This window comes from Pontibacillus sp. ALD_SL1, from assembly GCF_017355605.1.
Genome location: NZ_CP062974.1, coordinates 1470057 through 1494696 on the forward strand (window position 1 = coordinate 1470057; position 24640 = coordinate 1494696).

The window sequence follows — 24640 nt, forward strand, 5'->3', positions numbered from 1 at the left end:
CATATGGTTTACGCCTTTATTGTTATTATACCTGTTTATTATGAATGGCTCTTGCTACATTACGACCGCTTAATACGACCATGGGACTCCCGCCTCCTGGATGGGTGCTTCCGCCTGCAAACCAAACGTTTTCAAGGTCCTGTGAACGATTGAAAGGACGAAGGAAGGCGTCTAGCTTCTTATTAGCTGCAGGGCCGTATATAGAACCTCTAAAAGCTCCGAAATCAACTCGTATATCCTCAGGTGTATAAATTTGTTCAACCTTTACTTTATCTTTTATTGGAATACCGAAGCGCTCTAATTTGTTATAAATAAGTTGTTTGTAGGCTTCAGGATCGATGGGCTCTTTATCCTTGCTGGTTGCTGGGGCATTCACTAAAATAAAACAGTTATCTCCATCAGGGGAGACAGTTGGATCACTCTTTGAGGAGGTGCAAATATAAATAGTAGGATCGTCTGCATAATCTCCACTTTGAAGTTGTGTAAACTCCTTCTTATAGTTTGTAGAGAAGAAGAGGTGATGGTGATGGAGTTGATCCACTTTTCCATCAAGACCTGCTAAAATAACGAATCCTGAAATGGAAGGTTCGAAACCTCTTACTTTCTTATTAGGAAAGTTTGGGCGATCTTGTTCGCCTACGAGGTCAGGATAAGCTTTTAATAAATCCCCATTTACAACAATCTCATCAGCTTCTACATATTCTCCAGATTCCATTTGTAGACCAGTTGCTCTTCCTTTTGAAGTGATGATTTTATTTACCTTTGTGTGATTGTGTAACTCTACGCCTACATGTTCAGCTGCTTTTACTAGGACCTCAGCAATTCGTGTATTCCCACCTGATACATAATAAACGCCATCTGTAAGCTCCAGGTGAGCAATCATAGCGAATGTTGCAGGTGCGATATATGGATTAGATCCAATATAGGTCGCATACCTGTCAAGTGCCTGAATGGTTTTCGGGTTTTCGAAGTATGTATGGAAGAAATCGTGCATCGTTTGGTTTGGTCGTACTTTTAATAATGCTTTACCTAATGATGGAGATAAATAATCTTTCCAACTATTAAAGGTGCGATGTAAAAAATGTTTATGAGACAATTGATACAAGGATTCAATTGTCTTAAGGAACTCGTCATATCGAGAAGCTCCTTTGGGATCTAATCGTTTGAGTTGATTTTTCATGAAAGTAGAAGAGGAAGAGAAATCTAATACGAACCCATCTGGGAAAGCATTACGTGTATGGTGTTCAATTTTTTCAAAAGTAATATACTCTTCGGGAATTAGACCAGCCCTACGAATCGTTTCTAAAAAGACCTGCGGCATTGTGATGGTATTAGGACCAAAATCAAAATGATAACGATCAATATCTATTGATTTCATCTTTCCACCGAAATGTTCGTTTTTCTCAAATACTTTAACGTGATGCCCTTCAGCAGCAAGATGAATAGCAGCGGATAGACCACCTAAACCTCCTCCTACGATTGAAATGTTTTTCATGAGTAAGACCTTCCTTTCCATGTGTAAGCTTTTCCTTTTATTGATGTGTACATAGAACGAGTTAAGACGAACACAAAGAGTAGAGCCGAGAAAGGCATCAAGAGACAATACACTAAAGGTGTCTTATTCTTGTAATCTACGAACCCTTTCTGAAGAACGGTTAGTATTAAGGGGATCGCATAAAGAGCTTGTCCACTTGTTATACTGAAGATCAATAAGCCTACAGGCAACATATACAACGAAATGTACCAAGTGATCAGTAATAAAGCTAGTCCCACCGATTTGTTAATTCCAATAAAGATATTTTTCGTAAATCCTTCGATCGCTTCTTTTAGAGATTCATACATATAACAACTTACATATGATGAAATGTTCATAAGCTTCATTGTATGGCCGCTCTTTTTTGTTTCACGAGCTAAGTGAACATCTTCTAAAAGGGAAGAGGAGACAGCTTCATGCCCTCCAATTGCATCGTATGCTTTTCTAGTAAAACCGATAAAACCTCCACAAGCTGCAGTGAAGGAAGGGTGGTTGGTTGTGTTCGCTATGGAGATTGGAAGATGGGCGTACACAACGAAGTGTTGAAGCGTTACAAGGAATTGGGATAAGTGGCTTCTATCCGCGTAATGGGGGAATCCACTTATCATACCAGCTTGTTCTTTATCAAATGTTGCAACGGTCCTTTCAATGGTGTCAGGAGCTAACCTCACATCCGCATCAATAAACAGAAGAACTTCTCCTTGTGCATTTTGGCTGAGCTGGTGACAGGCATGAACTTTCCCATTCCAATCTTCTGGTAGGGACTTCCCTACGATAAGAGAAAAACGCTCATCATTTTTGATTGCTTCAACTGTAAACTTTTTCGTTTGGTCTGTTGATTGATCATCTAATAAAATGCACTCAAATGATGGATAGGTTAATGATTGTAAAGACTGTACGAGTTCTTTTATATTACGTTCTTCATTCCTCATCGGGATCAATAAGGAAACAGTTGGATTGGAAGCAGCGTCTGAAGGATTTGCTAATGGCTTTATAAAAGTACTATTTAATAAAATCCATAGGAGGCAGATGGCTTCTAAGCCAATGATTCCCCATAAGTAAATTGACATATGTATGGCCCCCTTTAAAAAAGTTTATAGAAAGAAGTCTTCTCCATTACTTGTTTCTTCAAATGGTCTAATTGATCCGTACATGCGTTCTCGAGGCACTGTGTACGATTATGTCGGTCTTGTTTTGGGTTAACTTCTGACCACAGATCTTGACCAATACTAACATAAATATTTGGCTTTCTCTGTTGTTCGAAAGCATAGTACAGTGAAACAGGAATAATTTGTATCTTCTCGCTTTTTTCAATAATATAAGAGGCTCCCGTTTGAAATTGGAGGGGGCGTTGTTCTAACGGACGCTCATCTCCTTGGGGGAAAATCCAGACTGCTTTTCCCTCGTCAATACGATCTTTGGCATAATTTAAAGAGGCAATAATATCTTTTGGGTTTGAACGATTAATAGAAAAGGTACCTATCTTTCTGAAAATCGGAAACGACTTTAACCCTTCTTCATGCATCATGCCATATCCATTTGCTTTGAATAAGTGTTTGTTTAAAAGGAAAATAATCAGTGGATCCCACCAAGTGCTATGATTGACGAGAAACAGCGTATGTTTCGCTGAAGTGGGAAGTGTTCCTTCATAAAATAGGTTGTTAAATTGAGATTTGAACATCCTTTTCAATACAAGATGAAATCCCCATTCCCAAAAAGAGCTTTTATTTGCTGGTATCATAGTAATCTCCTTTTCTGTATGTACAGTCTGATGGTGATGACCATAATGAATCCTACTAATGTAGCTGCAAGCCAAAGGTTTCCAATAATGGCAAGCCAAACAAACATTCCTTGTACACCCTCAAACACTAGAAACATACGATGTCCCCATTGAGGATTTGTTTGGCTTTTTCTCATAACTGAATATCCAATCAAGTGAAAGAATAAGCTCAAGAAAAACCAGCCCGTGAAATTTGAAAAAGGGATGCTATAATACATACCCGGTTCATCCCAGATCCAATACTCTTTTACATGGAAAGCAACTGGATCTAAAATAAGATCAATAGATACAGCGAGGGCACTTCCAATTAATAAGAACGAAATAAAGAAATATTTCCCTTGTGGAGATAGAACTCTAGCAATCTCATGTGAACCAGCAATTACCATTAGCCACGCAAAGCCGATGGAGATGGGAACACCACTCACCATTGGCCCGAAATCCTGTTCATAATGATAACTTCCGAACCACAAATTATATTGAACCCCGTAATGCTCAACAGCTATAGAAAAAATCACAATAAATAAGCTGTATAAGAAACCAATTGTTACTCCAAAGCGTTTAACGAAGTAAATTCCACCTATTAATCCTGCCACGATTAAAAAGACAGCGTTAGCCCATTCAAGTGCTGGGGGAATTAAATCAAAGGTAAGCAGGAGAAACCCACAAACGTACCAAAATACAAAAAAGCGAAAAATCCAAACCAAATCTATTTCTCCTTTCAACCTAAACACTTCATGATCGTTTATTTTTAACATATACATGATATAGGTATGTTTACTTGATTGTATTATAAAACACTGATTCTGTAGAATAATTATGCTTTTCTGATAATCTGGGGGCTTATAGGGTTATTGTCTATCAGGCTTAATAAGATTTATGATACTATTAATATGAGACTTTCAAAGAAAAAGGATTGAATAGAGCGAGGGATTTGCATGGAAAAATTCCTTCAAAACTTTCACACTGCTCAGCTTCAGACACTTAAACAATTTGCTGAAGTCCTAACAGACGGTGTATTTATTATGAAAGTAAAAAGGAAGGAAACACAACAACAGTACCTCTACGAATATTTAAATGAAGCGGCTATGGACATAGCCAGACTTTCACCATTTTACATAGGCTCTTCCATTCAGGATTGTATGAATGAGGAAGATGCGAACTTTTTGCAAAAAAAATACGATCAAGCCTTTATCACTCATAAATCTGTTACCTATTCAGATTACGTTATCTTACCAAATGGGCAATTCAAGGCCGAAACTTTTTTATACCCAGTTCACAATAAAGATAATACGCTTACCCATATAATCGGGATCACGAGGAATCTGAGTCACTTGTCAATTAAGACGAGTGAAGTTCGTCATGTAGATCGTCTGTTTCGATCCTATATTGATAACACTGAAGAAGCACTAGTTATGTTTGATATGAATCAACATATTCTTAACGTCAATCATGCCTTTTATCAAATGTTTGGTTATAGTAAAGAAGAGTTATTGAATGTGAGTTTAGAAAGTTTACAACCTCAACTAACGAAGTCAATTCGATCTCATTTCAAACTGTTAAACGAGGGGAAAAACATTTCTCGATTTTCTTCAAAGTGGAAAAGAAAAGACGGATCAGCTGTGTGGATATCTACAAACTTCACAACACTACCGAACGAGTCCGGAAATCAAGTTGCCGTTGTAGCATTCATACAAGATATTACGAAGGAGAAGATGGCAAAGCAAGCACTAGTGGAATCTCAGGAGCGGTATCGATTGATCGCAAATAACACCCAAGATCTGATTCAGATGTTAGAATGTGATGGAACGATTACTTATGCATCTCCGTCACATGAAATTGTACTTGGCATTGGTCCATTTCGTATGATTGGAGGCAACTTGTATGAGTATGTATACTCAGAAGACCGAGAAGATGTAAGGTCTGCAATCGATGATTCTATCCGTTCTAAAAAAGGGGAACGAATTGAATATCGTATGCCCCGATCATCCTCTAATGCGTTAATCTGGATGGAAGCAAACGTAAAACCGGTTTCTGATCAGGAGGGGAGTGTGGCAAAGGTCATCTTCACAGCTAGGGATATTACGAAGAGAAAAGAAGCAGAAATGTCATTAAAAGAAATGGCTTATACAGATTATTTAACCGGACTTACGAATAGAAGGGTATTTGAAGAATTCCTTCATAAAGCGATGGCTCGAGTAAAACGGTCTGATGATTATCAATTTGGACTTATGTATTTGGATGGGAATGGCTTTAAGAAAGTTAATGATACGCTAGGGCACGATGTAGGTGATGAATTGTTAGTTTCGTTATCTAGTAGACTTTTATCTATAGTGAGGGAAGAAGATCTTGTCTCTCGAATAGGCGGAGATGAATTTGCTATTCTACTTCCTGATATTGAAACACAGCAACAACTAGAGAAAATTGCTACTCGTGTAATTGATAAGATGAAAGAGCCTATCGCTGTTGAGGGTCAACTCATTCATTTCAGCTTTAGTATCGGTATTGCTATGGCCCCTCTTGATGCAACAAGTGAAGCTGAATTGTTGAAGAAAGCGGATCAGGCTTTATATTCTGCTAAACAAAAAGGGAGTACCGGATATATGTTCTCATCTTGGTTTAATAGCTAACATTATGAACGGGGGAGCTCTATGGCTGGATATAAAGAAATAACAATGGATCATGATTACGTATCTTCAGTTATTCTAAATGTCACCAATCAGGAAGTAGATCTCACACCAGACCTATACCTTAAAAGTGGAGAGTATCAACTCATTAGAGGAGAAGGGGAGAAGGGAGACTGTGAGCCTTTATTTCACATTATCCATCCTTTCATGGAATCAATAGCTGTGTCATTATTTACCATCCCCTTAAGGGAGCCTCCTACAGGAGAAACGTACTTTCAACTCCTTCATTTAAATCCTTCTACACAACCGGTCGTTGTGAAAGCTAGGTATGGAGACGTTTTACATAGGTGCCTTGATTACAAAGGCACAATAGAACCTATTCTCTTATATACCCCAATGGATGTGCCTATCGACATTAATCAGAGTAAGGAACTCAACACTGTTTCTCTTGAGGGTTATGTGACACAACCAAATGTTTACACAATAGGAGTCTATGTCGAGGATGAAGCGGCTCCTTACTGGATCGTCCATATAAAAGGCGCGAGGTCAGTCTGATGACCTTGCGCCTTTTTTATATTAACGGTATGCTTCAGCAGTTTTGTGATGTATTTTCTTATCTACATTTTTACGTAGGAATGGAATGACGTAACGATCTAATCCATACTTTCCAGCGTTGTATCCAGCAACAAGGATGAAGATGGTTAAGATCACCATTTGGGGGTTTGTGCTAGTTGTTCCACTTAATAAGAAGGCGAAATTCATTGTAATTCCCATAAGTGCAGCGAATGTAGTAAAGATACCTAGAATAAGAGCAGCCCCGACAAGAATTTCTCCCCACATAACAAGGAAAGTAAACAATCCGCTATTAGGAATAGCAATCGTATCTAGAAAAGCGGCCCACCAGCCTTGAACAGCAGGATGTTCACCACTTGCTTTTCCCACAGCCCCTTGTAAGTAACCGTTGGCGTCAAAACCTGGACCAGTCAATTTGTGTATACCTGCCATAAACCATGTGTATCCTAAATATACTCGGATAATAGTCAATAGTGCAGCTACAATATTGTTCTCACGCAATACTTTGTTAAACATAAGAACCACTCCTTGGGTACAATAGAAGTACCATTTATTTTTTTGGTCACTCAGGATGTGCCGGCTGTTTGTGAGTGATGTTTTCTTTACACTTATAATATATCATCAAAATAGCTGAAATGAACCAGTTTGTGAATTGGTTCACAAACTGTTCAATGTTTTATGGCTAATGTGTGACAGGAAGTAACAATCCTCTATTATGGTTTAGGGAAGTGGGGAGATAGAAAAGTAGAAAAGGGGATCCCCTTTTCTACTTTAAAGGCTTGAGTAGTCATTTTATTGTGCCGATGATTGCTCTTTACTCCCTCTCAATAATTTTAATTGGTCATTTTCATAGCCAATAAGGAATGTGACAACGTACGTTTTAGTTATACGTTCCTGGTTGTCGTTATCTTGATTATTGTCTAGGCTTTTCTTATGAACGGTTTCTTTAGCTTCAAGGGTTACTTTGACCTGATTCTTTGCATTCACGTTTAGAGATAGGTCAGACAAATCAATATCTATAGTATGAATGTATTGATCTCGGAACTCTTGATAGGATTGTTTAGATTGCCATGCACTTCCAAGCATAGAGTATGCACTAATATAATCACGCATTAAAAGACTCTCATGGAAGTAATGAACTAAATACTTAGCGTCTTCTTTTAATTGTGACTCAGTAAGATTGCGATTTTCTGAAAAGCTTTCATATGTTAGATCTTTCGAGTCAGCATCCTTTGACCACTTATCTAACTGGTCTTTAACGTTTTGCAACGGAAGGCTGAACCCAATAGCTCCTTGCTCAGTCCCTGCTGAGTTAATTGCGAGGACTTTCCCTGTTTTTTTGTGGATGAGAGGTCCGCCGCTATTCCCATGAGTTATCGGTGCGGAAATCTGATAAGCATCATGATAAGTGAAATCATTAATAGTGAATTCTCGATCTGTTCCAGAAATTGTACCCATTGTGACCGTGTTTTGCAATCCAAGTGGACTCCCTACGGCAATGATATCATCACCGATTTCACCAATTTCCTTTAAGTCCATATTCATAGGAGATCGGTTAGATAGTTGAGGAACACGCAAAAGGGCAATATCTTTTTCTGTACCTACTCCGATCACAGCAGCAGGATACATCCTGGCGTCTGTAGTTTTAATGAAAACAGAGTCATAACCTTTAACTACATGAGCATTCGTAACGACGTCACCCTTCTCGTTAAATACGAATCCTGAGCCGATACTTGATTCCGTTTCATCTGACGCTTCGATTTGGACGACACTTTTCTCAGCCTCGTGAATGAGTGTCTTTAAATCAATTTGTCTTAACTGTTCACTCCCGTTGACTTCCTGAGCCAGTGCACTTTGCTTTTTTATAGGGTCTTTATATGTTGTTTTATAGATGGAAACGAGGGCTATAGCTGCAATAGCAACAATGAAAAATGTAAAGGTAATTGGAAGTCTTTTGCTGTTTTTTTCCATAGTCTCATCCTTATTCTGTGTTAATTCAAGAACCACTTCACTTTGTTAATTTTCACTTGTAGAGCTTTTTGTACATCGTAGTGAGTGAATTCAAATTGCCCCACCTCGTCAGGATATAATGTGTCTGGGTAGATATAGACTTCGTTCTTATCGACTATTATTCCATCTTTATTTATCAAATTATAAGAGAGTGAAACGGAAGTGATCGGGACAGTTGCTACACTTTTAATTTTTCCGTTTACAACAAGGTTGTCTTGTTTATTTAGGTTCTTTTCGATTTTAACAATTTCGACAGCATCATTTTTATTCTTCTTATGTTCTTCTTCGGCTGCATTCATAGCTTGTTCAATCCGATTTTGCTGTGCCGTTTCAAATGCTGCTTTCTCTTTCTCAACCGTTGTTTTAAAGCTTTGAAGTTTCTGGCTTTCTGGTGCATAGCGTAGACCTTCTTCTACATAGCTTCGAGCTATAGAGAATTGATTTTGTTTTAAAGCTTCGTTGGCATTTGAGAATGCATGAGAGATAATTTGTTCTTGTATAGTGTTGGCCATAGTCTGAGCTTTCTCATTTTGTATAGCTTCAATTTGCCATAAAACACTTTTCAGATTTGATATAGAGGGATCCTGATTAATGTTGGCTTTAATTTGAGCTACTTTTGCTTTATTTCGAATCGTCACAATATCTTCTATAAGCTTTTGAATTAACTCCCCGTCCATGTTGTTTAGTTTCCCTTCAGCTTTCTCAACCGTCTTTAAAGCTTCTTGAAATTGCTCATTTGCTATATAATATTTGGCATCCTTTATGAGGGAATCTATTTGTATAGCAAGATCCATATATTGTTTATTCTGATTGGCAGCAGGGAATTTATATGTGAGTCTTAGAGCATCATTAAAATACTTTGTAGCAGATTCATAATTTCCTTCTAATGCCAATTCTTCCCCTTTTTCTAGTTTTTCTTCTGCTTTAGTAGATCGGTGATCAATGAACCAATAAGAGCCGCCTGTAAAAGTAATACTAAAAAGAAGAACAGACAAGGGGAGAATCCACCATGTGTTAAAGCTTTTCTTATACTCTTTAGACCTTGTATGTATATCTTCAGGAACAGATTTACCGCAAGAGACACAATAGATCTCATCGCTATTTATTCTTGTTCCACAATAAGGACAATAAGCCATAGTTTCACCATCTTTCGAGCATGTAATGTGGATACTAGTAGTTTATCATAATCCTTTTGGAAGAAGCACCCATATTTTTGGAAATAAATTATAGGGAGAATTTCAAGGGGAGCTGACACATTTTTGTTTATAAAAAGTAAATATTTTGTGGCATTTTCTGATAAAATACAGATGAATGTACATATTAGGGGGTGGACTTAATGGGTGAAATGTTTCAAGTCGTATTTGGGATTGTTTCCTTAGTGATCCTACTAGTGAATATTGGTTTTTGCATTTTTGATCATGGTTAAAATAAACAAAGGTCCCTTTATTATAGGGGCTTTTTTTATTTGGAGTTGTTACAGTTTAATCTTGTTTCTTTCTAAAAAAAGGAGACCCGTAAAAACGGGTCTCCTTTTAAGGATAGTATTAGCGTGTCCAGTTCAATTCATCGAATGGGAAAATGACAAGTTCCGATCGACCGATAACTTCATCATGATTAATAAATCCAAGTCCATTACGGCTGTCCTTAGAAACAATCCGATTATCTCCCATGACAAAGTATTCATCTTCTGGAACTTCCTTTTCGGAAAAAGGAAAAGTTCCTTGAATTGCCTGTTTATTTAGATAATCTTGTTCTACTTCTTTGCCATTTACATATAAAGAGTGGTCTTCACTTACTTCAACCGTATCCCCTGGTAAACCGATGATACGTTTGACATAATTTTTAGTTGGGCGTTGGATAATCACAATATCTCCACGTTCTGGTTCGCCGACCAAGTAGACGAATTTATTATACATTACACGTTCTCCATCTTCTAAAGTAGGGTCCATGCTTGTGCCCTCTACAATAGATGTGGCAAAGACAAAGTGTCGAATTGCAAACGCCAGTACAAGGGCGAACCCAATGGCTTTTGTCCAGTCCAATATTTCTTTTAGAATTTTATTCTTCAAGTGTGATCTTCCTTTCGTCTCCTGATGAGCTCTTCTTTGTCTATCGTATCATAGATTAGGATAAGTCTAGATATGTTTTTTAGCATATTGTTTTAATGTTTGTACTAATTTGTTGCGCCATGTACTGTCTGTGTCTAGGTCAATACCTGTTTGTGGTATACCGGCGATGGATTTGTTCCACCTAATCGTGCCGACTGCAGAGAATTCCTGATCAAGGAGGGTGAAGAAAATATGAACCGTTTCTTCAGGCTTCAAGTCTAACGATTCTAATGGTTCAACTCGCATTCCTTGCTGACTAATATCCCATATCTTCATTTCGACTTCTTCTTCATTTGTAGGATTTTTCAATTGGCCCATAACTGGGGTACCAAACGTGTAGCGAAATGGTTCATTTCTTTTAAAGTACATCGAATCTCTCCCTGAAGTTAAAATGGAAAAGCATTCTTAACAGCATAAGCTTAGAAGAATGCTTTGTTGTTCATTTAAGAAGTACGCTCATTGTTCGGTATGAATTTTGGAAATTTTATATGTTGCTGCTCCAACTTTTCTTTTTATAATTTGATTATAATACCAAAACTAAACAAATTATAAAAAGATTCTATAAAAATAGCAATAGGAATATTTGTCGATATTTGTAAGTAGGGTGAGAACTCAAAAAGGAGTTTATAGGAATTTTTGTCTTATTTTGCGATCAGCTTTACAGGGGATCATTTGTTTGGCATAATGAGTTCAGATACAATATATGGTGTTTCTGTTGTTATTTTCATCAATATGTTATGTATTGGGATGAAATGTTGTATGTGATTAAGATAATAAATCAGTTCTTTAAATTATTTAATTTAGCACTTTATATGTTTTGTGAAAGTATTGTGAATACACAGATAAAACACATCTATTTGACGTTTACATACTTGATTTAAGGATATATAGGTTGGTGGAGAGGGTGGGGAATGTGGTTGCTTGCTTATTAACAAAAGGTCAATTATTAGAGCGGATTGAATGGTTGCGGCACAGAATGATCGTAGTAGCAGAGGCCAAAGGCTTTACATGTGAGGAATCACTAAGACTTAGCCAGCAATTGGACGAGTTATTAAACCTATATCATCAACAGGGTAAAAGTAGAAATCATATAACAAACCAGTAGGCTAAGCCTACTGGTTTGTTTTTTGGTCTTTTTCTTCACTTAGTTCCTCGAAGCTTTTTACTTTACCATGAGGGTTTTGCTTCTCTTTTCGTTGACGTAAAGCACGCTCTTTTCGTCGTTTTTGATGACTCATCTTCTAATCACCTCATATATAGGATGCCTCAGTTTTACGGTTATATGAGGGTGGATTTAGTCAAGTATGCCTCTAATCGATCTAATCCCTCTTTCAAGGTATCAATATTATAGGCATAAGATATGCGCATATAGCCTTGGCCATGTGTAGAAAAAGCGTCACCAGGGACAAGGGCTAATTTTGCTTCTTCAACTAAGTCTACACCTAAGTCAAATGAACTTTTTTCAAGTCCAGGGAAATAAGGGAATAGATAAAATGCTCCACCTGGCTTCGTGCAAGGTACACCCATATCTGTAAGGCGCTGGTATACATAGTCTAACCGTTCTTTATATTCTGCACGCATTGCTTCTGTATCTGCTTTACCACCTTCAATTGCTGCTAGGGCAGCGTGTTGGCTAATCGAAGTTGGGCAAGATACATTATACTGATGCACCTTTAACATTTCTTTAGAAAGCCAAACAGGAGCTAATGTATAACCAATACGCCAACCGGTCATAGAATGCGATTTAGATACCCCGTTAATGACAATGGTTTTTTCCTTCATTCCTTCTTGAGTTGCAATGGAAGTGTGTGGTTCATCGTATGTTAACTGGCTATAGATTTCATCTGAGAGCACGAATATTTCTTTTTCTTTCAAAAATGTAGCAAGTGCTTTTACTTCTTCTATTGTAAGTGTTGCACCTGTAGGGTTAGACGGATAAGGTAATACTACGCATTTTGTTTGGTCCGTAATATATTTTTCTAACGTATCAACCGTTAATTTGAAGTCGGTATGAGTTGTATCAGCATGGACTGGAATTCCGCCAGCAAGACGAATACATGGTTCATAGCCTGGGTAAACAGGAGCTGGAAGAATGACTTCATCTCCAGGTGTTAGGATCGTTCGAAACGTAAGGTCAATAGCTTGTGAAGCACCTACAGTTGTAATAATTTCGGTATCCGGTTGATAGGAAAGACCGTATTCTTGTTTAGCAAATTCAGATATAGCTTTTCGAAGTGGCAACATACCTGCATTGTGGGTATACGATGTTTGATTGTCATTGATGGCTTCAATTCCAGCTTGCTTAATATGCTGAGGTGTTGGGAAATCTGGTTGTCCAATTGTTAATGAGACAACACCTTCTTTCCCAGAAACCATATTAAAAAATTTGCGAATTCCTGATATCTGTATGGATTGTAAGTGCGGATTTATTAAATGATGCACTGTTGTCACCTCCGGTTATCATCTACACGTCATCCATAGCGGTGACGTTTTAATAACCATCTTAACATGTTTTTATTGTTTGAAGGAAATTAGGTTGTATAGACCTTGTAGAATTTGAGGGAGACATTTGCTTAATACGGCTGACATCGTCTATACATTTAGGAACGTGGATTTTTTTATTATATCAAGAGTTGTTGTTATAATAAGTACATCATATGAATGAGGAAAGGGGAGGCATAGAATGAATGGAACTGGACTTGTGTTAGAAGGTGGAGGCATGAGAGGTGCTTATACAGCTGGTGTATTAGATTTCTTTCTAGATGAGGAGCTTCATTTCCCTTATGTCGTCGGGGCATCAGCAGGGGCTTGTAATGGTACTTCTTATGTAGCCAGACAAAAGGGACGTAATTATAAAGTTTTGGTAGAGTATGGTGGTCATCCTGAGTACATATCTTATAAAAGAGCTATTACCAAGCGAGAATTGTTTGGGATGGACTTTATCTTTAATAAGCTTCCAAATGAACTTGTTCCATTTGACTATGAAGGGTTCTTTCACTATTCTAAGCAAACGAAATTCGTTGTCGGAACGACAGATGTTCATACTGGCCTGCCTACTTACTATGACTTTTTTGAAGATGGACCTACTTTAATTTCTCTTATTCGTGCTTCAAGTTCCTTGCCTTTTATTGCTCCAATGATCTCACATGAGGGTAAACAGCTTCTTGATGGTGGTATTGCTGACCCTATACCTATATCTGCTTCTATACAAGATGGAAACACCAAGCATGTCGTCATCTCGACGCGTAATCCGGGGTATCGTAAGGAGAAAATGAAGTTTTCTTGGTTGGTAAAACAAAAATTTAAGGGCTATCCCAATTTAACGCACGCTTTAGAGAGTAGACATCTACGCTATAATGACACCGTAGAGAAGGTAGATGACTTAGTGGAACAAGGAACAGCCTTTATCATACAGCCCAAAAAACCGCTTGCTGTGAGCCGAATTGAACGAAATCGGAACAAGCTACATTGCTTATATGAACAAGGGTATGAAGAGGCAAAAGAGCAATACGACGATTTGATCCGTTTTCTTGAACCGTCTAAGAGCCCTGTTTCAATATAAAATTAGTAATTCTGTATCAACGTATAACGATGAATTTGTGAATCTAATTAGAATCGCTGTTAAATCTACAATAAATCACGCTTCGTTCTATTCTCAAAGAGAAAACACCCTTCTTGCTTGGTTATAGGTATATCTGTTTTAACTACTGACGATACTTGTACTAAATACGGGTAGGAGGGATGGGAGTGGAAGGATTTTTAACGTTTAATTGGCTTATAAAAGAGGCTCAATTAGCCCCTCTTGGAATCACGGATCTCCATTTGCACTTTTTTTTCGGGATGATTTTAATCATTTTATTCTACAATATAGTTCGTCCTATTATATACTGGATGATCTTATTAAAATGGGATAGGTTGTTAAGCTATATGGTTGCAGGTCTAATCGTATTGTTTATACTAACATTTTATGAAGTGTACCAGGGAGCTAGTGAAACTGGAGACGTTGAGGTAAGGGATGTAGCCAATGGAGCATTTGCTTTAATATGTTTTGGTGGTTTTGTTATTTGTTCCTACGCTATTGAACGTGTCATAAAATTTGTGAAGCAATCTAAAAAACAAAAGCCCAAAGGTGTGTAAAGATTTTAAGTTTCCTTCTTTTTGTTTGAATGATATGGTGTACGGGGTACAAAATAAGTGAAACTTATTACCCGAGTAATGCGTACATATATAGGTGATGAAAAGGAGGAGATGACATGCTAGGAGCTGCAACAGGCCTAGGTATTGCTGGATTATTTGTCGGTATCATGGCGTTTATAGTTATAGCTTTATTTATATTAAATATTGTTACAAGTATTTGGGCATATAGAGATGCTCAACGTAAAGGGAAAAGTAAAGAGTACGCTATTATCGTATTAATTCTAACGATTATTTTTCCTTTCATTGGACTTATTGTCTATTTCTTTATCCGCAATGATTAAGACCTCTTAATGATAAATACGTATTAAGACGAAACTCTACAAGGGTTTCGTCTTTTTTGTTGTGCTAGTTTCAGGGGATCTCTTAATGATGAACACTTGTTTAGGTGGGAATTCCTTCTTTGGAGGAATAATTTAGTACTAAAAACCTATGAAAATATAGGGGTACCTTCTATAATAGAGAAGTGTAAGCCATTTTTAGGGAGGTTTTCAGCATGGATTCATATGATAATGGTATTTTATTAGAAAGTGGAACAAATGAGTTAGAGGTTGTTGAGTTTGGGGTCGGGCAAAATAAGTTTGGAATTAATGTAATAAAGGTAAAAGAAATACTTAATCCTATGCAAGTAACGAAAATACCTCATGCTCATCATTCAGTAGAAGGTATTATTGAAATTAGGGGTGAGGTCGTTCCGGTAGTTGATGTAGCTCATGCGTTAGGATTTCCAACATCGGACCAACCAGAGTTAGATAAGTTTATCCTGGCTGAATTCAATAAAACGAAAATTGTCTTTCACGTACATACCGTTACACAAATTCATCGTATATCATGGGAGAATATAGAGAAGCCTGGTAAGATGTATCAAGGTTTAGAGACTCAAATAACTGGTGTTATTAAAAGGGAAGGTGAAATGCTTCTCATGCTTGATTTTGAGAAGATGGTGGCAGATATTAACCCTGAATCAAGCATAAACATGGATCAAATGAAGACTTTAGGTGTACGCGAACGTTCCCAAAAGCGTATATTGATAGCTGAAGATTCTGCGATGTTAAGGGCAATGTTAGAAGAAACATTGGGGGAAGCAGGTTATGAAAATGTTCATTTATTTGAGGATGGTAAAGAAGCAGTGGATCATCTTTATAGTGTTATTAATGAGGGGAAAGCTGTGGAAGACGAATACCAACTTATCATAACGGATATCGAGATGCCGCGTATGGACGGGCACCACTTTACCAAGCAAGTTAAAGAAGATCCTTCTATGCAGCATCTTCCTGTCATTATTTTTTCTTCTCTTATTACGGATGACTTGAGGCATAAAGGGGAAATGGTGGGAGCGAACGACCAAATTTCAAAGCCTGAAATTGTAGAACTTGTTAAGAAGATCGATCAATTGATCTTATAAAAAAAATCGGCTATAGTAGCCGATTTTTTTATGGATTATTTTTGCCTATTAATACGAGACCTTTTCGTGCATACTTTCATACCACTTTGTAACTTCTTTATTTAACTGCCTTGGAGTTTCTGTGAAAGGGGTATGCTTATTTACAAGCAACTGTTCCTCTTCACTAAGACGTTCATAGGCATCCTTCATTTCTTCAGACCATTTCATAAATTGATTGAGCTCATACATGAAATTCTTCATCTCGCTCACGTTCCATCCCTCCTTATGGTAGGAATTCCTTCCCTGGGAGAAATTGAAACCTTTCAATAGGCTGTTATCTTCGTCTGTCCTTTTGCTCCCAAGAAACAAGTTGACCCCAAGGTGCATAGTGAGGATTATTGTATGGAGACTTTGTATGTCTTTTGTTTCTTTGTTCCGCTGTTATTTTGCTGTCTTCCTCCCAATTTAGATAGCGATAAAGCACTTTTTTTGCCTTTGATAAAGAAAGACTTGGTTTTGGGTTTCGATAGGATTGATCGATGTTACCTAAGTGCTTAAGCGCTTGGAAGTCTTCTTTTCGAGGGGGAATATGGAAATAATAATTAGCAACTTGTACCAAAAGAGTGGAGTGCTGATGGCTATATTTCGGGTGGTCGGAATAGTGGAGGCCGATCTTTTTCGCATGTTTTTGGGCGATTAGTTGCTGAATCGCTTTTTTCTTAAGTGTATACAAATGTCTGGGATCTGGCGCCGTTTTGGCGTGGCGGTTAACGACATATATAGCTTCCGCAATTTCCTTTGTAGAAGAATGTTTTACATCATTTTTCAAAAAACTTCCTCCTTTGTCATAACTATTACCATCGTACAAAAGGTGGTCCGAAAAAGCAAATTTAAAAAATGATGAGAGCTCTTTGGAAGAAGAGACCCTCATCTTAAGTTAATTAATATAACCCTTTAAATCCTCGAATAAAGGTTCCATATTATTTATGTCTGTTCCAATATACCCTTTTATGGCGTTGCCTTCAGGCGTGATAATATACATGCGAGAAGAATGCATAAAGTCATAATCAGGCTGACCTTCAGGGGCGTCTTTTAAAGGTAACTTCTCAACAGGAGCTTTGAAGGATTTTAAGGCGAACTCTTTAATCGTTTCAGGCTCATAACCAGTTAAAAAATCCCAATTGGAAAAGTCAGCCTGAAATTTATTAGCGTAATCTTTCAAAACTTTAGGTGAATCATATTCTGGATCGATTGAAAAAGAGACAAAGCGAACCTGATTCTCAAGCCCAGCCTCTTCCACCATCGTTTGTAATCTTGCCATATTATTCGTCATAGGGGGGCAAGCACTTGTGCAATTCGTAAAAATAAAGTTTGCTACCCAAAAATCCCCTTCTAAATCTTCCTTAGAAACGGTTTCCCCGTCCTGATTAGTAAACTCAAATTCTTTGATATCATAAGAGTAATCTCCTTCATACCCTTTTGAATTTGAACAGGCCGTTAATAAAAGAATTATTAAAAGGAACCCAATACCTATAAACCCTCGTTTCATGTCATATCCCCCATTTTGCTTCAAGTTTCTACCTAAAGAATAGTTTAACATGAAGCTTAGAATGGAAGCTATGAACATTTCGTGAAACGATTTTAAAGGTTAAAGATATGGTCTGTAATAAGGAGGGCAAGCATATGGGCGACATCCGTATGGGGGATAATATGGATATGGTGGATAAGGGTATGGTGGTCTGAATGCACCGTAAAATAGTGGAGCAACGGCTAACCCTGTTAAAAATGGTATAAAAGGTCCGACAAAGCGCTGGTCCCTTTGATTTCCGTAAGGTACAGTTCTGTACATTCCTTGATGATAAATAGGTGGGTATTGATGCATAGGTGACTCTCCTTTCACTATAGACTCTTTAATCAGTCTATGTGAATGTGGGTGATGTTGAGTCTGTCCTTTTAAGTAGCGGATTCATTAATATTTAACATTGAATTTTCAAGTCTTCCACATAAGCTCCGATATCCAAAAGGCTCGAAGGCGTGAGGATGTTTCCGTTTGCTTTATTAGAGTGTAAGATGGGTATGGAAAAACTCGCTTTCCTGTGGGGAGCTGGTGAGCCTCCACGCTGGAACTAAACTGGCTCTTCTGCCCACGGGAGTCTCGCAGTTTCCATACCCACCTTTCCATATTGTGAGAAACGGAAAAAGACTACTTTCGTGTGAAAGTAGTCTAAGTTTGTTTAAGCGTATGAATGGTATATTCAGGGCGGCATAGGAATCTATATGGCTCACGAGTGGTACCAATACCACGACTAACGTATATAGATAGTGGATAATTTCCTGTTTTGTACCAGCCTTCAACATAGCGTTCAGCGAATGGGGGAGTAATAAGGTGTCCAATGAAGGGGATTTGTACTTGACCACCGTGACTATGTCCTGAAAGCTGTACATCTACTTCATATTGTTTAACGGATTCTGCGTAATCTGGTTCGTGACAAAGAAGAAGAGTGAAAAAGTTTTTTTCTCTTCCTTGTAGCGCGTTAGAAATATTTGGTCTTCCGAGCATAACGTCATCAAGGCCGGCTAATAGGATTTGATCACCCTGCTCTTCGATAAGGGCCTGACTATTTTGGAGCAGTTGAAAGCCAGCTTTCTTCATTGTATCGGCTATTACTTCTGTTCCATAGCCCCCGTGATCGTGATTCCCATAAATCCAAAATTTTCCCATTGGAGCATCCAATCTGCTTAATATAGTTGCTATTTTCTCAAATGTAAGAGTTGGCACTTCGTCTGGAGCGTCAATTAGGTCACCGGTAAATAGTAATAAATCAGGTTTTTGCGACTGAATGGATGTTACTAGTTTTTCGAACTGTCCAAGATCGTAATGAAAACCAATATGAGTATCACTGAATTGTAAGATCTTTTTGTTATGGAAAGAGGATGGTATACGAGAGGATTCAATAACCTCTTCTTGAACTGTAAGCATGGAAGGCTCAATATGTCTAGCATAATAATAAGTCCCTCCACCAATTCCGAACAAGCTTAAAACGCTACCAAAAAGGCGCTTCATGAATGTTCGACGAGTAATAGGTTTTGACATATGTTGTTCACGCCTTTTTACGAATCTGTTTATCCCTTGAGTAGGGATAGTAGCATTATAGCATGTAAGTTTATTTAAATTGGTAGATTTCCTAAGATGAAATGAAAATGAAAAATTACACAACTTTGAAAGGGTTTTCAACAGTTTGTAAAGAATTCATACAAAAAGGAGGAATAGCTCATGAAAGACGAGGTCGTTATTGTCACAGGTGGATCAAGCGGGATGGGGAAATACATGGCTCAAAAATTTGCCAATGAAGGAGCCAATGTCGTCATTACTGGACGTAATCAGGAACGGTTAGACCAAGCAAAGAGTGAGATTATGCACAGCGCAGAAGGTTCTGTACATACGATAGTGATGGATGTAAGAAAACCTGAGGATGTAGAACGAATGGTAGAAGAGACCGTTGATACATATGGAGGTCTCCATCATTTAGTTAATAATGCTGCAGGGAATTTTATATGTCCGGCTGAGAAGTTGTCCGTTAATGGATGGAACTCGGTTATTGATATTGTACTAAATGGAACGTTTTATTGCTGTCGTGCCGCAGGGGACTACTGGATGAAAGAAGGAATAAAAGGAAACATTTTAAATATGGTCGCTACATATGCATGGGATGCTGGAGCCGGAGTTATACATTCTGCAGCTGCAAAATCGGGTGTTCTTTCGATGACGCGTACACTGGCTGTTGAGTGGGGCTATAAATACGGTATTCGAACGAATGCTATTGCACCTGGTCCTATTGAACGTACTGGAGGAGCTGATAAGTTATTTGAGTCAGAAGAAGCAGCCAAGCGTACTTTGGAGTCAGTTCCTCTAAAACGTCTTGGACAACCTGAAGAAATAGCGGAGTTAGCTCATTTCATTCTTTCAGATAAAGCTTCTTACATGAATGGGGAAGTAGTTACATTAGACGGTGGTCAGTGGTTAAATAAGTTCCCATTTTAATTCTACGACTCTGTGCTTTTGTTACGTAAGGTGAGAATAAGGGAGTACGTAAAAAAGGCAACTCCGCGGAGTTGCCTTTTTTATATGACATAAAAGAAAATGGTGAAGAAATGCATCGCTGATCCGGCGAGTACGAATAAATGCCACACAGCGTGGTGGAAAGTAAAGCTTCTCCATACATAAAAGATTGTCCCGACAGAATAAAGGACGCCTCCGACAACCAAGAGAACTAATCCCCCAAAAGCAAGTTTTGTAGCAAGAGGATTCCAAGCGAGAACAATAATCCAACCCATTAATACGTAAAAGACAGTAGATAAAACAACAAATTTCTTAACAAAGAAAACTTTAAACACGACTCCGAAAATTGCTATTCCCCATACAATACCGAACAAGGTCCAACCAAGTGTACCTCGTAATACGACGAGTAATAAAGGAGTGTACGTGCCTGCAATAAATAGGTAGATCGCAGCATGATCAAAGATTTCAAATAAATCTTTCCATTTTCCTTCTGGCATTCCGTGTACCATTGTTGAAGAGAGGTACAAGAAGATCATCGTTGCTCCATAGATAGATACAGATACAATGTGCCACGGATTTCCATTCATAGAGGCATTAACGACTAAGAGGACTAAAGCAGCAATACTTAATAAGACTCCAACCCCGTGTGTGACCGCATTCACAATCTCTTCGCGCTTTGTATACGTATGTGTTTCCACATTCAGAACCTACCTCATTAATATAATTTCTTTAATTATAACGCTTTTTAACCATTTCTACCAAATGTTTCTCAATTCTTTATTTAGTTTAGTTGATGAAGATTAGAAAATCTCAATAAATATACAATTAAAATAAATAATGGGAAACACTAAAAAGTACTACAAAGAGGAGTGAAAAGCGTATGAAAAAATGGATTACTTATATTGTTGCTACCGTGATGGTGGTACTTGTTGTAACCCCTTCTATTTATGCTTATGATGATAAAGAGGATTGTCATAAACATCATCACAGAACAGAGGCAAAACAAGCTCTCATTGAAGAATTAGGGCTTACAAAAGAAGAGTTTAATAAGTATCGACAAGAGGGTCACACATTAAGGGAGATTATCATAAAAGGTGGGAAGACGCCTGAAGAAGTAAAACAGTCTTTAAAGAACAAGCATGAAGAATCATTACAGAAAAAAGTGGATGAAGAGTGGATGACAGAAAAGAAGAAACAAGCGATTTTACAAAAATTTGATAAAAACTTCGAGAGACACCTTGATCATAAACGTAAAGACAAATCTAGTTATAAAAAAGAAAATTAATAAAAGTAAAAGGGCCAGTTTCATTTCTGGTCTTTTTTAATGGAATCTCGTAAATGCACCTATCTCTTTTCACATAATTCCGATAAAATAGTACAATAAAGTAAGCGTCTATAGTAAATATATTGAGATAACCAGGAGGGATGCGCGCGTGGATCCATTAGATGTAGTTAGTCACTTAGAAAGAGTCAAACCTGTGTACCAGCCTGTATTCTCTGCCGTAAAGCATGATATTATCGGATACGAAGTATTAGGGAGATATTGGCATGAAGGGGAATGGGTTAGTTTGGGGGGGTTCTTCCATGATGCCCAAGTACCAGAAGATTTTAAATTAGAGGTTGATCAACATATTCTTCATCTTGCTATTGAAGATATGGTAGAACACGATATGAAAGGCAATTTATTTATTAACCGTAATGCAAAACAACTTATGCTTGAGAGTGGAGAGCCATTACTTACAGCTTTACACCACTATGAAGAAAAAGGGTTTGATATGAGTCGTATTGTTCTTGAGATTACAGAGCATGATTTTGATGAAGACTTTGAAATGTTAAATCATTTATTGCTTTATTACAAAACATACGGCATACAAATTGCTGTTGACCATGTCGGTGCTAAAAGCTCTAACTTAGACAGGTTGCGGCAGTTGGAGCCCCATATTCTTAAAGTCGATTCTAAGATACTATCAGGTGTAGATTCAAGCGGTTATCAAGATATCATTTATTCTCTTTCTATGCTTGCTAGAAGAATTGGAGCAGCACTTATATTTGAGAATATCGAAGATGCTTATCAATTGTATTATGCTTGGAAGCATGGCGGGCGTTACTATCAAGGATTTTATTTAGCTCGGCCTTCTTTTTCATTTCTTGAGCCCTTTAGTCAACAGCCACTTATTAAAGAGCACGTAGACGGGTTTATTAAACGGGAGAAGAACTTGATAGAAGAAAGGCTTGCCCACGTACTAAAGTGGGATCAACGAATAAGAGGACTGTTGGACCATTGGGACGGTCCAAAGAGAGTGGACTCTTTTCTTGAAAAGATAATAAGGTATTTTGATGAAGAAAGTTTCCGTATGTATGTTTGCGACAGCAATGGTCGTCAAATCTCATCTAACTTTAGAAAGCGTGAAGAAACATGGAAAAAGGAAACCGATATATTAGGAACAAACTGGGCGTTTCGTCCTTACTTTCTTGAGAATATGGTCCAAATGAGGCTATGGAATAAAGGAAGGTTATCTGATTTATATTCTGATATCGAAACAAGAGAAATGATCCGGACCTTCAGCTTTCCACTCTCTGACCATCATTACATATTTATTGATATTAAATATGCCTATATTTACGACCATGAATCGCTGCTGATTTAAAAAACTAGTTTCTTTAATGGGGGGATTCAAGAATAAGGCAGTACTCTTGAAGACTCGAAGCTGAGGCACATTTGTAAGGGTAGGGCCGTTACCTTGGAAAGTGCTAGGGGTGTCTGGGGAACAACTCGCTTCCCAGCTCGCCGCGGAAAGCGAGTAATTTCCCGAACCACCTTATCCTGAATCTGGGCAAACGGAAACATTCTCTCAACTTCGAGTATTACATATAAGGGGGCTTATATTGAGGGGACAAATTATGTATATAAAAAAGAGCTTGGTGATCTAACGGGTTCGGTTTTGGAGTACAAAAGTTAAATTCACAGTCGTTTTCACACCTTAAATAGCAAGACAATCGTAACTCAATTCACACCCGAAAACGCACAGATATTTGTTATCTGTGCGTTTTTGCGAGATGATTTATGATTTTGATGAAGGTTTATGGGATTTTATGTTAAAATGAATATACGAAACGTAAGTTTGTGAAGGAATGTACTTAAACTAACGGGCAGGTTAGTTTAATAGGTATTTTGGATTTTTAAGGAGAGTGCAGAATGGAATTAAGCATCATGTTAGTATTTGGGGCAGGCATTTTATCTTTTATATCTCCCTGCGTATTTCCCTTATATCCATCCTATTTATCTTTTATTACAGGTTTATCAGTAAAAGAAATTTCAAATAGGAAAGATCAATCGGTGAAAATAAAAAACAAAGTTATGCTTCACACTTTAATGTTCGTCCTCGGATTATCCATTGTGTTTTTTATCTTAGGTTCAGCTTTCACCTTGATTGGAGATATTTTTTATGAGTATCAAGATTTGATACGAATGCTTGGCGCAATATTTATCGTTACAATGGGGTTTTTCTTAACTGGAATATTTCAGCCTGTATCCATGTTGAAGGAAAAAAGAGTAATAAAATTAGCGAAAAAACCTGGGGGATACATAGGATCTTTATTTGTAGGGATTTTTTTTGCAGCAGGATGGACACCTTGTATTGGACCTATCCTAACTTCCGTATTATCTATGTCTGCAAGTAATCCAGAAAAAGGGATTTTATATACTTTCTCCTATACTTTGGGGTTTGCAATACCATTCTTAGTCATGTCTTTTTTTATTGGAAAAGCAAACTGGTTGTTGAAATATTCCGACAAAATTATGAAAATAAGTGGTTTCTTTATGATCATCGTCGGAGTTGCTTTATATTTTGATCAATTATCTGCTTTGGGTCTATGGTTAACGAACTTATTCGGCGGATACCGAGGGTTTTAACTCCCTAATAGTAGAGTAACCAGCAAAAAATCCACAACCGAAAAAGGATAGTGATTGGTTCTCTGCGCGTTATATAGAATAATTCGTGCATTTCAATAGGGGCTTGTGAGAATTTTGTGGTGAACTGAAAATAAGAAATATGAATTAATGAAAAAATATGCAATTCAAACGAGCAGGTTAGTGTAACTTAGGTATATTGGGGAGTGGATGTATGTGGAAAAAAACACAGAAGATCAAATTTTGAATGAACTAAAAAATATCAATAATTCATTACAAGATATAAATGAAAAAATAGATAATGAGAAAGGTGAAAGTAAGGGACCTTCTTTAGTTTCGGATATATTGAGGTCTTTTTTACAAGGAGTATTTATTGTTGGTCCTGCCATAGTTGTGGTAATAATGATTTTCCAAATTACAGGGGATTGGATATTCAACTAAAGGGTGCTAAAGTGAAAAAGAG

Annotated in this window: 29 protein-coding genes; 12 read left to right on the top strand and 17 right to left on the bottom strand. The window is 37.6% G+C overall.

All coding sequences use genetic code 11. The features are described from left to right. Positions 1-25: 25 nt before the first annotated feature. Genes IMZ31_RS07415 through IMZ31_RS07430 form a run of 4 tightly spaced genes read right to left on the bottom strand, consistent with a single transcriptional unit; the run spans position 26 to position 4018 of the window. Positions 26-1495, bottom strand: coding sequence for a phytoene desaturase family protein (locus IMZ31_RS07415; protein ID WP_207529915.1), 1470 nt, complete (start codon positions 1493-1495; stop codon positions 26-28). Next, the gene (locus IMZ31_RS07420) at positions 1492-2604 is read right to left on the bottom strand and encodes a glycosyltransferase family 2 protein (RefSeq protein WP_207529916.1); all 1113 of its coding nucleotides are present in this window, start codon (positions 2602-2604) and stop codon (positions 1492-1494) included. Before IMZ31_RS07420 ends, IMZ31_RS07415 begins: the two co-directional genes overlap by 4 nt. 14 nt (positions 2605-2618) lie before the next feature. Next, positions 2619-3275, bottom strand: coding sequence for a lysophospholipid acyltransferase family protein (locus IMZ31_RS07425; RefSeq protein ID WP_207529917.1), 657 nt, complete (start codon positions 3273-3275; stop codon positions 2619-2621). Beyond that, the gene (locus IMZ31_RS07430) at positions 3272-4018 is read right to left on the bottom strand and encodes a carotenoid biosynthesis protein (protein ID WP_242705669.1); all 747 of its coding nucleotides are present in this window, start codon (positions 4016-4018) and stop codon (positions 3272-3274) included. The genes IMZ31_RS07425 and IMZ31_RS07430 overlap by 4 nt, the downstream gene beginning before the upstream one ends. 231 nt (positions 4019-4249) lie before the next feature. Here IMZ31_RS07430 and IMZ31_RS07435 point away from each other — a divergent pair, with 231 nt between their 5' ends. Together IMZ31_RS07435 and IMZ31_RS07440 are read left to right on the top strand one after the other, a co-directional pair. Further along, positions 4250-5941 carry a sensor domain-containing protein gene (locus IMZ31_RS07435; protein WP_207529918.1) on the top strand — a complete coding sequence of 564 codons (1692 nt, stop codon included), beginning with the start codon at positions 4250-4252 and terminating at the stop codon, positions 5939-5941. Between the two features lie 21 nt (positions 5942-5962). Next, on the top strand, positions 5963-6493 hold the full coding sequence (locus tag IMZ31_RS07440) for a hypothetical protein (protein WP_207529919.1): 531 nt from the start codon (positions 5963-5965) through the stop codon (positions 6491-6493). Between the two features lie 21 nt (positions 6494-6514). Here IMZ31_RS07440 and IMZ31_RS07445 read toward each other — a convergent pair whose 3' ends face one another. The 5 genes from IMZ31_RS07445 to IMZ31_RS07465 all read right to left on the bottom strand — a co-directional run bounded on the left by IMZ31_RS07445 (position 6515) and on the right by IMZ31_RS07465 (position 10998). After that, positions 6515-7027 (bottom strand): DoxX family protein, encoded by a 513-nt coding sequence (locus IMZ31_RS07445; RefSeq protein ID WP_207529920.1) that lies wholly within the window; start codon positions 7025-7027, stop codon positions 6515-6517. 276 nt (positions 7028-7303) lie between these two features. Next, on the bottom strand, positions 7304-8482 hold the full coding sequence (locus tag IMZ31_RS07450; protein ID WP_207529921.1) for a S1C family serine protease: 1179 nt from the start codon (positions 8480-8482) through the stop codon (positions 7304-7306). A 20-nt stretch (positions 8483-8502) separates the two neighbouring features. Beyond that, the gene (locus tag IMZ31_RS07455) at positions 8503-9657 is read right to left on the bottom strand and encodes a zinc ribbon domain-containing protein (protein WP_207529922.1); all 1155 of its coding nucleotides are present in this window, start codon (positions 9655-9657) and stop codon (positions 8503-8505) included. 408 nt (positions 9658-10065) lie between these two features. Then, positions 10066-10590, bottom strand: a complete 525-nt coding sequence (lepB, locus tag IMZ31_RS07460; protein ID WP_242705670.1) for a signal peptidase I — start codon at positions 10588-10590, stop codon at positions 10066-10068. Positions 10591-10656: 66 nt separating this feature from the next. Then, positions 10657-10998 (bottom strand): PilZ domain-containing protein, encoded by a 342-nt coding sequence (locus IMZ31_RS07465; protein ID WP_207529923.1) that lies wholly within the window; start codon positions 10996-10998, stop codon positions 10657-10659. A 544-nt stretch (positions 10999-11542) separates the two neighbouring features. On the opposite strand from IMZ31_RS07465, the gene IMZ31_RS07470 reads away from it, so the two are divergent. Continuing rightward, positions 11543-11734, top strand: a complete 192-nt coding sequence (locus IMZ31_RS07470; protein WP_242705671.1) for an aspartyl-phosphate phosphatase Spo0E family protein — start codon at positions 11543-11545, stop codon at positions 11732-11734. A 7-nt stretch (positions 11735-11741) separates the two neighbouring features. Here the strand turns inward: IMZ31_RS07470 and IMZ31_RS24440 are convergent, their stop codons facing one another. Further along, on the bottom strand, positions 11742-11867 hold the full coding sequence (locus tag IMZ31_RS24440; RefSeq protein WP_232299495.1) for a DUF6254 family protein: 126 nt from the start codon (positions 11865-11867) through the stop codon (positions 11742-11744). A gap of 40 nt (positions 11868-11907) precedes the next feature. Then, on the bottom strand, positions 11908-13071 hold the full coding sequence (locus tag IMZ31_RS07475) for an aminotransferase A (RefSeq protein ID WP_207529924.1): 1164 nt from the start codon (positions 13069-13071) through the stop codon (positions 11908-11910). Between the two features lie 241 nt (positions 13072-13312). Here IMZ31_RS07475 and IMZ31_RS07480 point away from each other — a divergent pair, with 241 nt between their 5' ends. From IMZ31_RS07480 to IMZ31_RS07495, 4 genes are all read left to right on the top strand, one after another. Next, a complete protein-coding gene (locus IMZ31_RS07480; protein WP_207529925.1) occupies positions 13313-14191 on the top strand; it encodes a patatin-like phospholipase family protein in 879 nt (292 codons plus the stop codon). A gap of 185 nt (positions 14192-14376) precedes the next feature. Beyond that, positions 14377-14766 (top strand): hypothetical protein, encoded by a 390-nt coding sequence (locus IMZ31_RS07485; RefSeq protein WP_207529926.1) that lies wholly within the window; start codon positions 14377-14379, stop codon positions 14764-14766. Between the two features lie 167 nt (positions 14767-14933). Further along, positions 14934-15107, top strand: a complete 174-nt coding sequence (locus tag IMZ31_RS07490) for a PLDc N-terminal domain-containing protein (RefSeq protein WP_371825496.1) — start codon at positions 14934-14936, stop codon at positions 15105-15107. Positions 15108-15319: 212 nt separating this feature from the next. Further along, a complete protein-coding gene (locus IMZ31_RS07495; RefSeq protein WP_207529928.1) occupies positions 15320-16228 on the top strand; it encodes a chemotaxis protein in 909 nt (302 codons plus the stop codon). Positions 16229-16276: 48 nt separating this feature from the next. Here the strand turns inward: IMZ31_RS07495 and IMZ31_RS07500 are convergent, their stop codons facing one another. The 5 genes from IMZ31_RS07500 to IMZ31_RS07520 form a co-directional block, all read right to left on the bottom strand. After that, complete coding sequence (locus tag IMZ31_RS07500) at positions 16277-16477, bottom strand: hypothetical protein (protein ID WP_036781009.1); 201 nt, start codon at positions 16475-16477, stop codon at positions 16277-16279. A 64-nt stretch (positions 16478-16541) separates the two neighbouring features. Continuing rightward, positions 16542-17036: a YkyB family protein gene (locus tag IMZ31_RS07505; protein ID WP_242705672.1), complete on the bottom strand. Its 495-nt coding sequence runs from the start codon at positions 17034-17036 to the stop codon at positions 16542-16544. A 108-nt stretch (positions 17037-17144) separates the two neighbouring features. Next, the gene (locus IMZ31_RS07510) at positions 17145-17756 is read right to left on the bottom strand and encodes an SCO family protein (RefSeq protein WP_207529930.1); all 612 of its coding nucleotides are present in this window, start codon (positions 17754-17756) and stop codon (positions 17145-17147) included. A 99-nt stretch (positions 17757-17855) separates the two neighbouring features. Beyond that, a complete protein-coding gene (locus tag IMZ31_RS07515) occupies positions 17856-18089 on the bottom strand; it encodes a hypothetical protein (RefSeq protein ID WP_207529931.1) in 234 nt (77 codons plus the stop codon). 342 nt (positions 18090-18431) lie between these two features. After that, positions 18432-19301 (bottom strand): metallophosphoesterase, encoded by an 870-nt coding sequence (locus IMZ31_RS07520; protein ID WP_242705673.1) that lies wholly within the window; start codon positions 19299-19301, stop codon positions 18432-18434. A 180-nt stretch (positions 19302-19481) separates the two neighbouring features. Between IMZ31_RS07520 and fadH the strand changes: the two genes are divergently transcribed. Continuing rightward, positions 19482-20249 (top strand): 2,4-dienoyl-CoA reductase, encoded by a 768-nt coding sequence (gene fadH / locus IMZ31_RS07525; protein WP_207529932.1) that lies wholly within the window; start codon positions 19482-19484, stop codon positions 20247-20249. Positions 20250-20329: 80 nt separating this feature from the next. On the opposite strand, the gene IMZ31_RS07530 is transcribed toward fadH, so the two are convergent. Then, the gene (locus IMZ31_RS07530; RefSeq protein ID WP_207529933.1) at positions 20330-20965 is read right to left on the bottom strand and encodes a PAQR family membrane homeostasis protein TrhA; all 636 of its coding nucleotides are present in this window, start codon (positions 20963-20965) and stop codon (positions 20330-20332) included. 182 nt (positions 20966-21147) lie between these two features. Here IMZ31_RS07530 and IMZ31_RS07535 point away from each other — a divergent pair, with 182 nt between their 5' ends. The 4 genes from IMZ31_RS07535 to IMZ31_RS07550 all read left to right on the top strand — a co-directional run bounded on the left by IMZ31_RS07535 (position 21148) and on the right by IMZ31_RS07550 (position 24618). Continuing rightward, entirely contained in the window at positions 21148-21552 is a 405-nt protein-coding gene (locus tag IMZ31_RS07535; protein ID WP_207529934.1) for a hypothetical protein, read from the top strand. Between the two features lie 148 nt (positions 21553-21700). After that, positions 21701-22915 carry an EAL domain-containing protein gene (locus tag IMZ31_RS07540; RefSeq protein WP_207529935.1) on the top strand — a complete coding sequence of 405 codons (1215 nt, stop codon included), beginning with the start codon at positions 21701-21703 and terminating at the stop codon, positions 22913-22915. Between the two features lie 548 nt (positions 22916-23463). Then, a complete protein-coding gene (locus IMZ31_RS07545) occupies positions 23464-24180 on the top strand; it encodes a cytochrome c biogenesis CcdA family protein (protein WP_207529936.1) in 717 nt (238 codons plus the stop codon). A gap of 213 nt (positions 24181-24393) precedes the next feature. Then, entirely contained in the window at positions 24394-24618 is a 225-nt protein-coding gene (locus tag IMZ31_RS07550) for a hypothetical protein (protein WP_207529937.1), read from the top strand. Positions 24619-24640: the final 22 nt, after the last annotated feature.

What these genes read in the sequence shown, in the direction of transcription:
- fadH (WP_207529932.1), top strand. Translation starts at nt 19,482, where the DNA reads ATGAAAGACGAGGTCGTTATTGTCACAGGTGGATCAAGCGGGATGGGG.
- IMZ31_RS07455 (WP_207529922.1), bottom strand. Translation starts at nt 9,657, where the DNA reads ATGGCTTATTGTCCTTATTGTGGAACAAGAATAAATAGCGATGAGATC.
- IMZ31_RS07445 (WP_207529920.1), bottom strand. Translation starts at nt 7,027, where the DNA reads ATGTTTAACAAAGTATTGCGTGAGAACAATATTGTAGCTGCACTATTG.
- IMZ31_RS07480 (WP_207529925.1), top strand. Translation starts at nt 13,313, where the DNA reads ATGAATGGAACTGGACTTGTGTTAGAAGGTGGAGGCATGAGAGGTGCT.
- IMZ31_RS07450 (WP_207529921.1), bottom strand. Translation starts at nt 8,482, where the DNA reads ATGGAAAAAAACAGCAAAAGACTTCCAATTACCTTTACATTTTTCATT.
- IMZ31_RS07495 (WP_207529928.1), top strand. Translation starts at nt 15,320, where the DNA reads ATGGATTCATATGATAATGGTATTTTATTAGAAAGTGGAACAAATGAG.
- IMZ31_RS07520 (WP_242705673.1), bottom strand. Translation starts at nt 19,301, where the DNA reads ATGTCAAAACCTATTACTCGTCGAACATTCATGAAGCGCCTTTTTGGT.
- IMZ31_RS07435 (WP_207529918.1), top strand. Translation starts at nt 4,250, where the DNA reads ATGGAAAAATTCCTTCAAAACTTTCACACTGCTCAGCTTCAGACACTT.
- IMZ31_RS07510 (WP_207529930.1), bottom strand. Translation starts at nt 17,756, where the DNA reads ATGAAACGAGGGTTTATAGGTATTGGGTTCCTTTTAATAATTCTTTTA.
- IMZ31_RS07535 (WP_207529934.1), top strand. Translation starts at nt 21,148, where the DNA reads ATGAAAAAATGGATTACTTATATTGTTGCTACCGTGATGGTGGTACTT.
- IMZ31_RS07545 (WP_207529936.1), top strand. Translation starts at nt 23,464, where the DNA reads ATGGAATTAAGCATCATGTTAGTATTTGGGGCAGGCATTTTATCTTTT.
- IMZ31_RS07465 (WP_207529923.1), bottom strand. Translation starts at nt 10,998, where the DNA reads ATGTACTTTAAAAGAAATGAACCATTTCGCTACACGTTTGGTACCCCA.
- IMZ31_RS07425 (WP_207529917.1), bottom strand. Translation starts at nt 3,275, where the DNA reads ATGATACCAGCAAATAAAAGCTCTTTTTGGGAATGGGGATTTCATCTT.
- IMZ31_RS07415 (WP_207529915.1), bottom strand. Translation starts at nt 1,495, where the DNA reads ATGAAAAACATTTCAATCGTAGGAGGAGGTTTAGGTGGTCTATCCGCT.
- IMZ31_RS24440 (WP_232299495.1), bottom strand. Translation starts at nt 11,867, where the DNA reads ATGAGTCATCAAAAACGACGAAAAGAGCGTGCTTTACGTCAACGAAAA.
- IMZ31_RS07440 (WP_207529919.1), top strand. Translation starts at nt 5,963, where the DNA reads ATGGCTGGATATAAAGAAATAACAATGGATCATGATTACGTATCTTCA.
- IMZ31_RS07515 (WP_207529931.1), bottom strand. Translation starts at nt 18,089, where the DNA reads ATGCATCAATACCCACCTATTTATCATCAAGGAATGTACAGAACTGTA.
- IMZ31_RS07490 (WP_371825496.1), top strand. Translation starts at nt 14,934, where the DNA reads ATGGCGTTTATAGTTATAGCTTTATTTATATTAAATATTGTTACAAGT.
- IMZ31_RS07420 (WP_207529916.1), bottom strand. Translation starts at nt 2,604, where the DNA reads ATGTCAATTTACTTATGGGGAATCATTGGCTTAGAAGCCATCTGCCTC.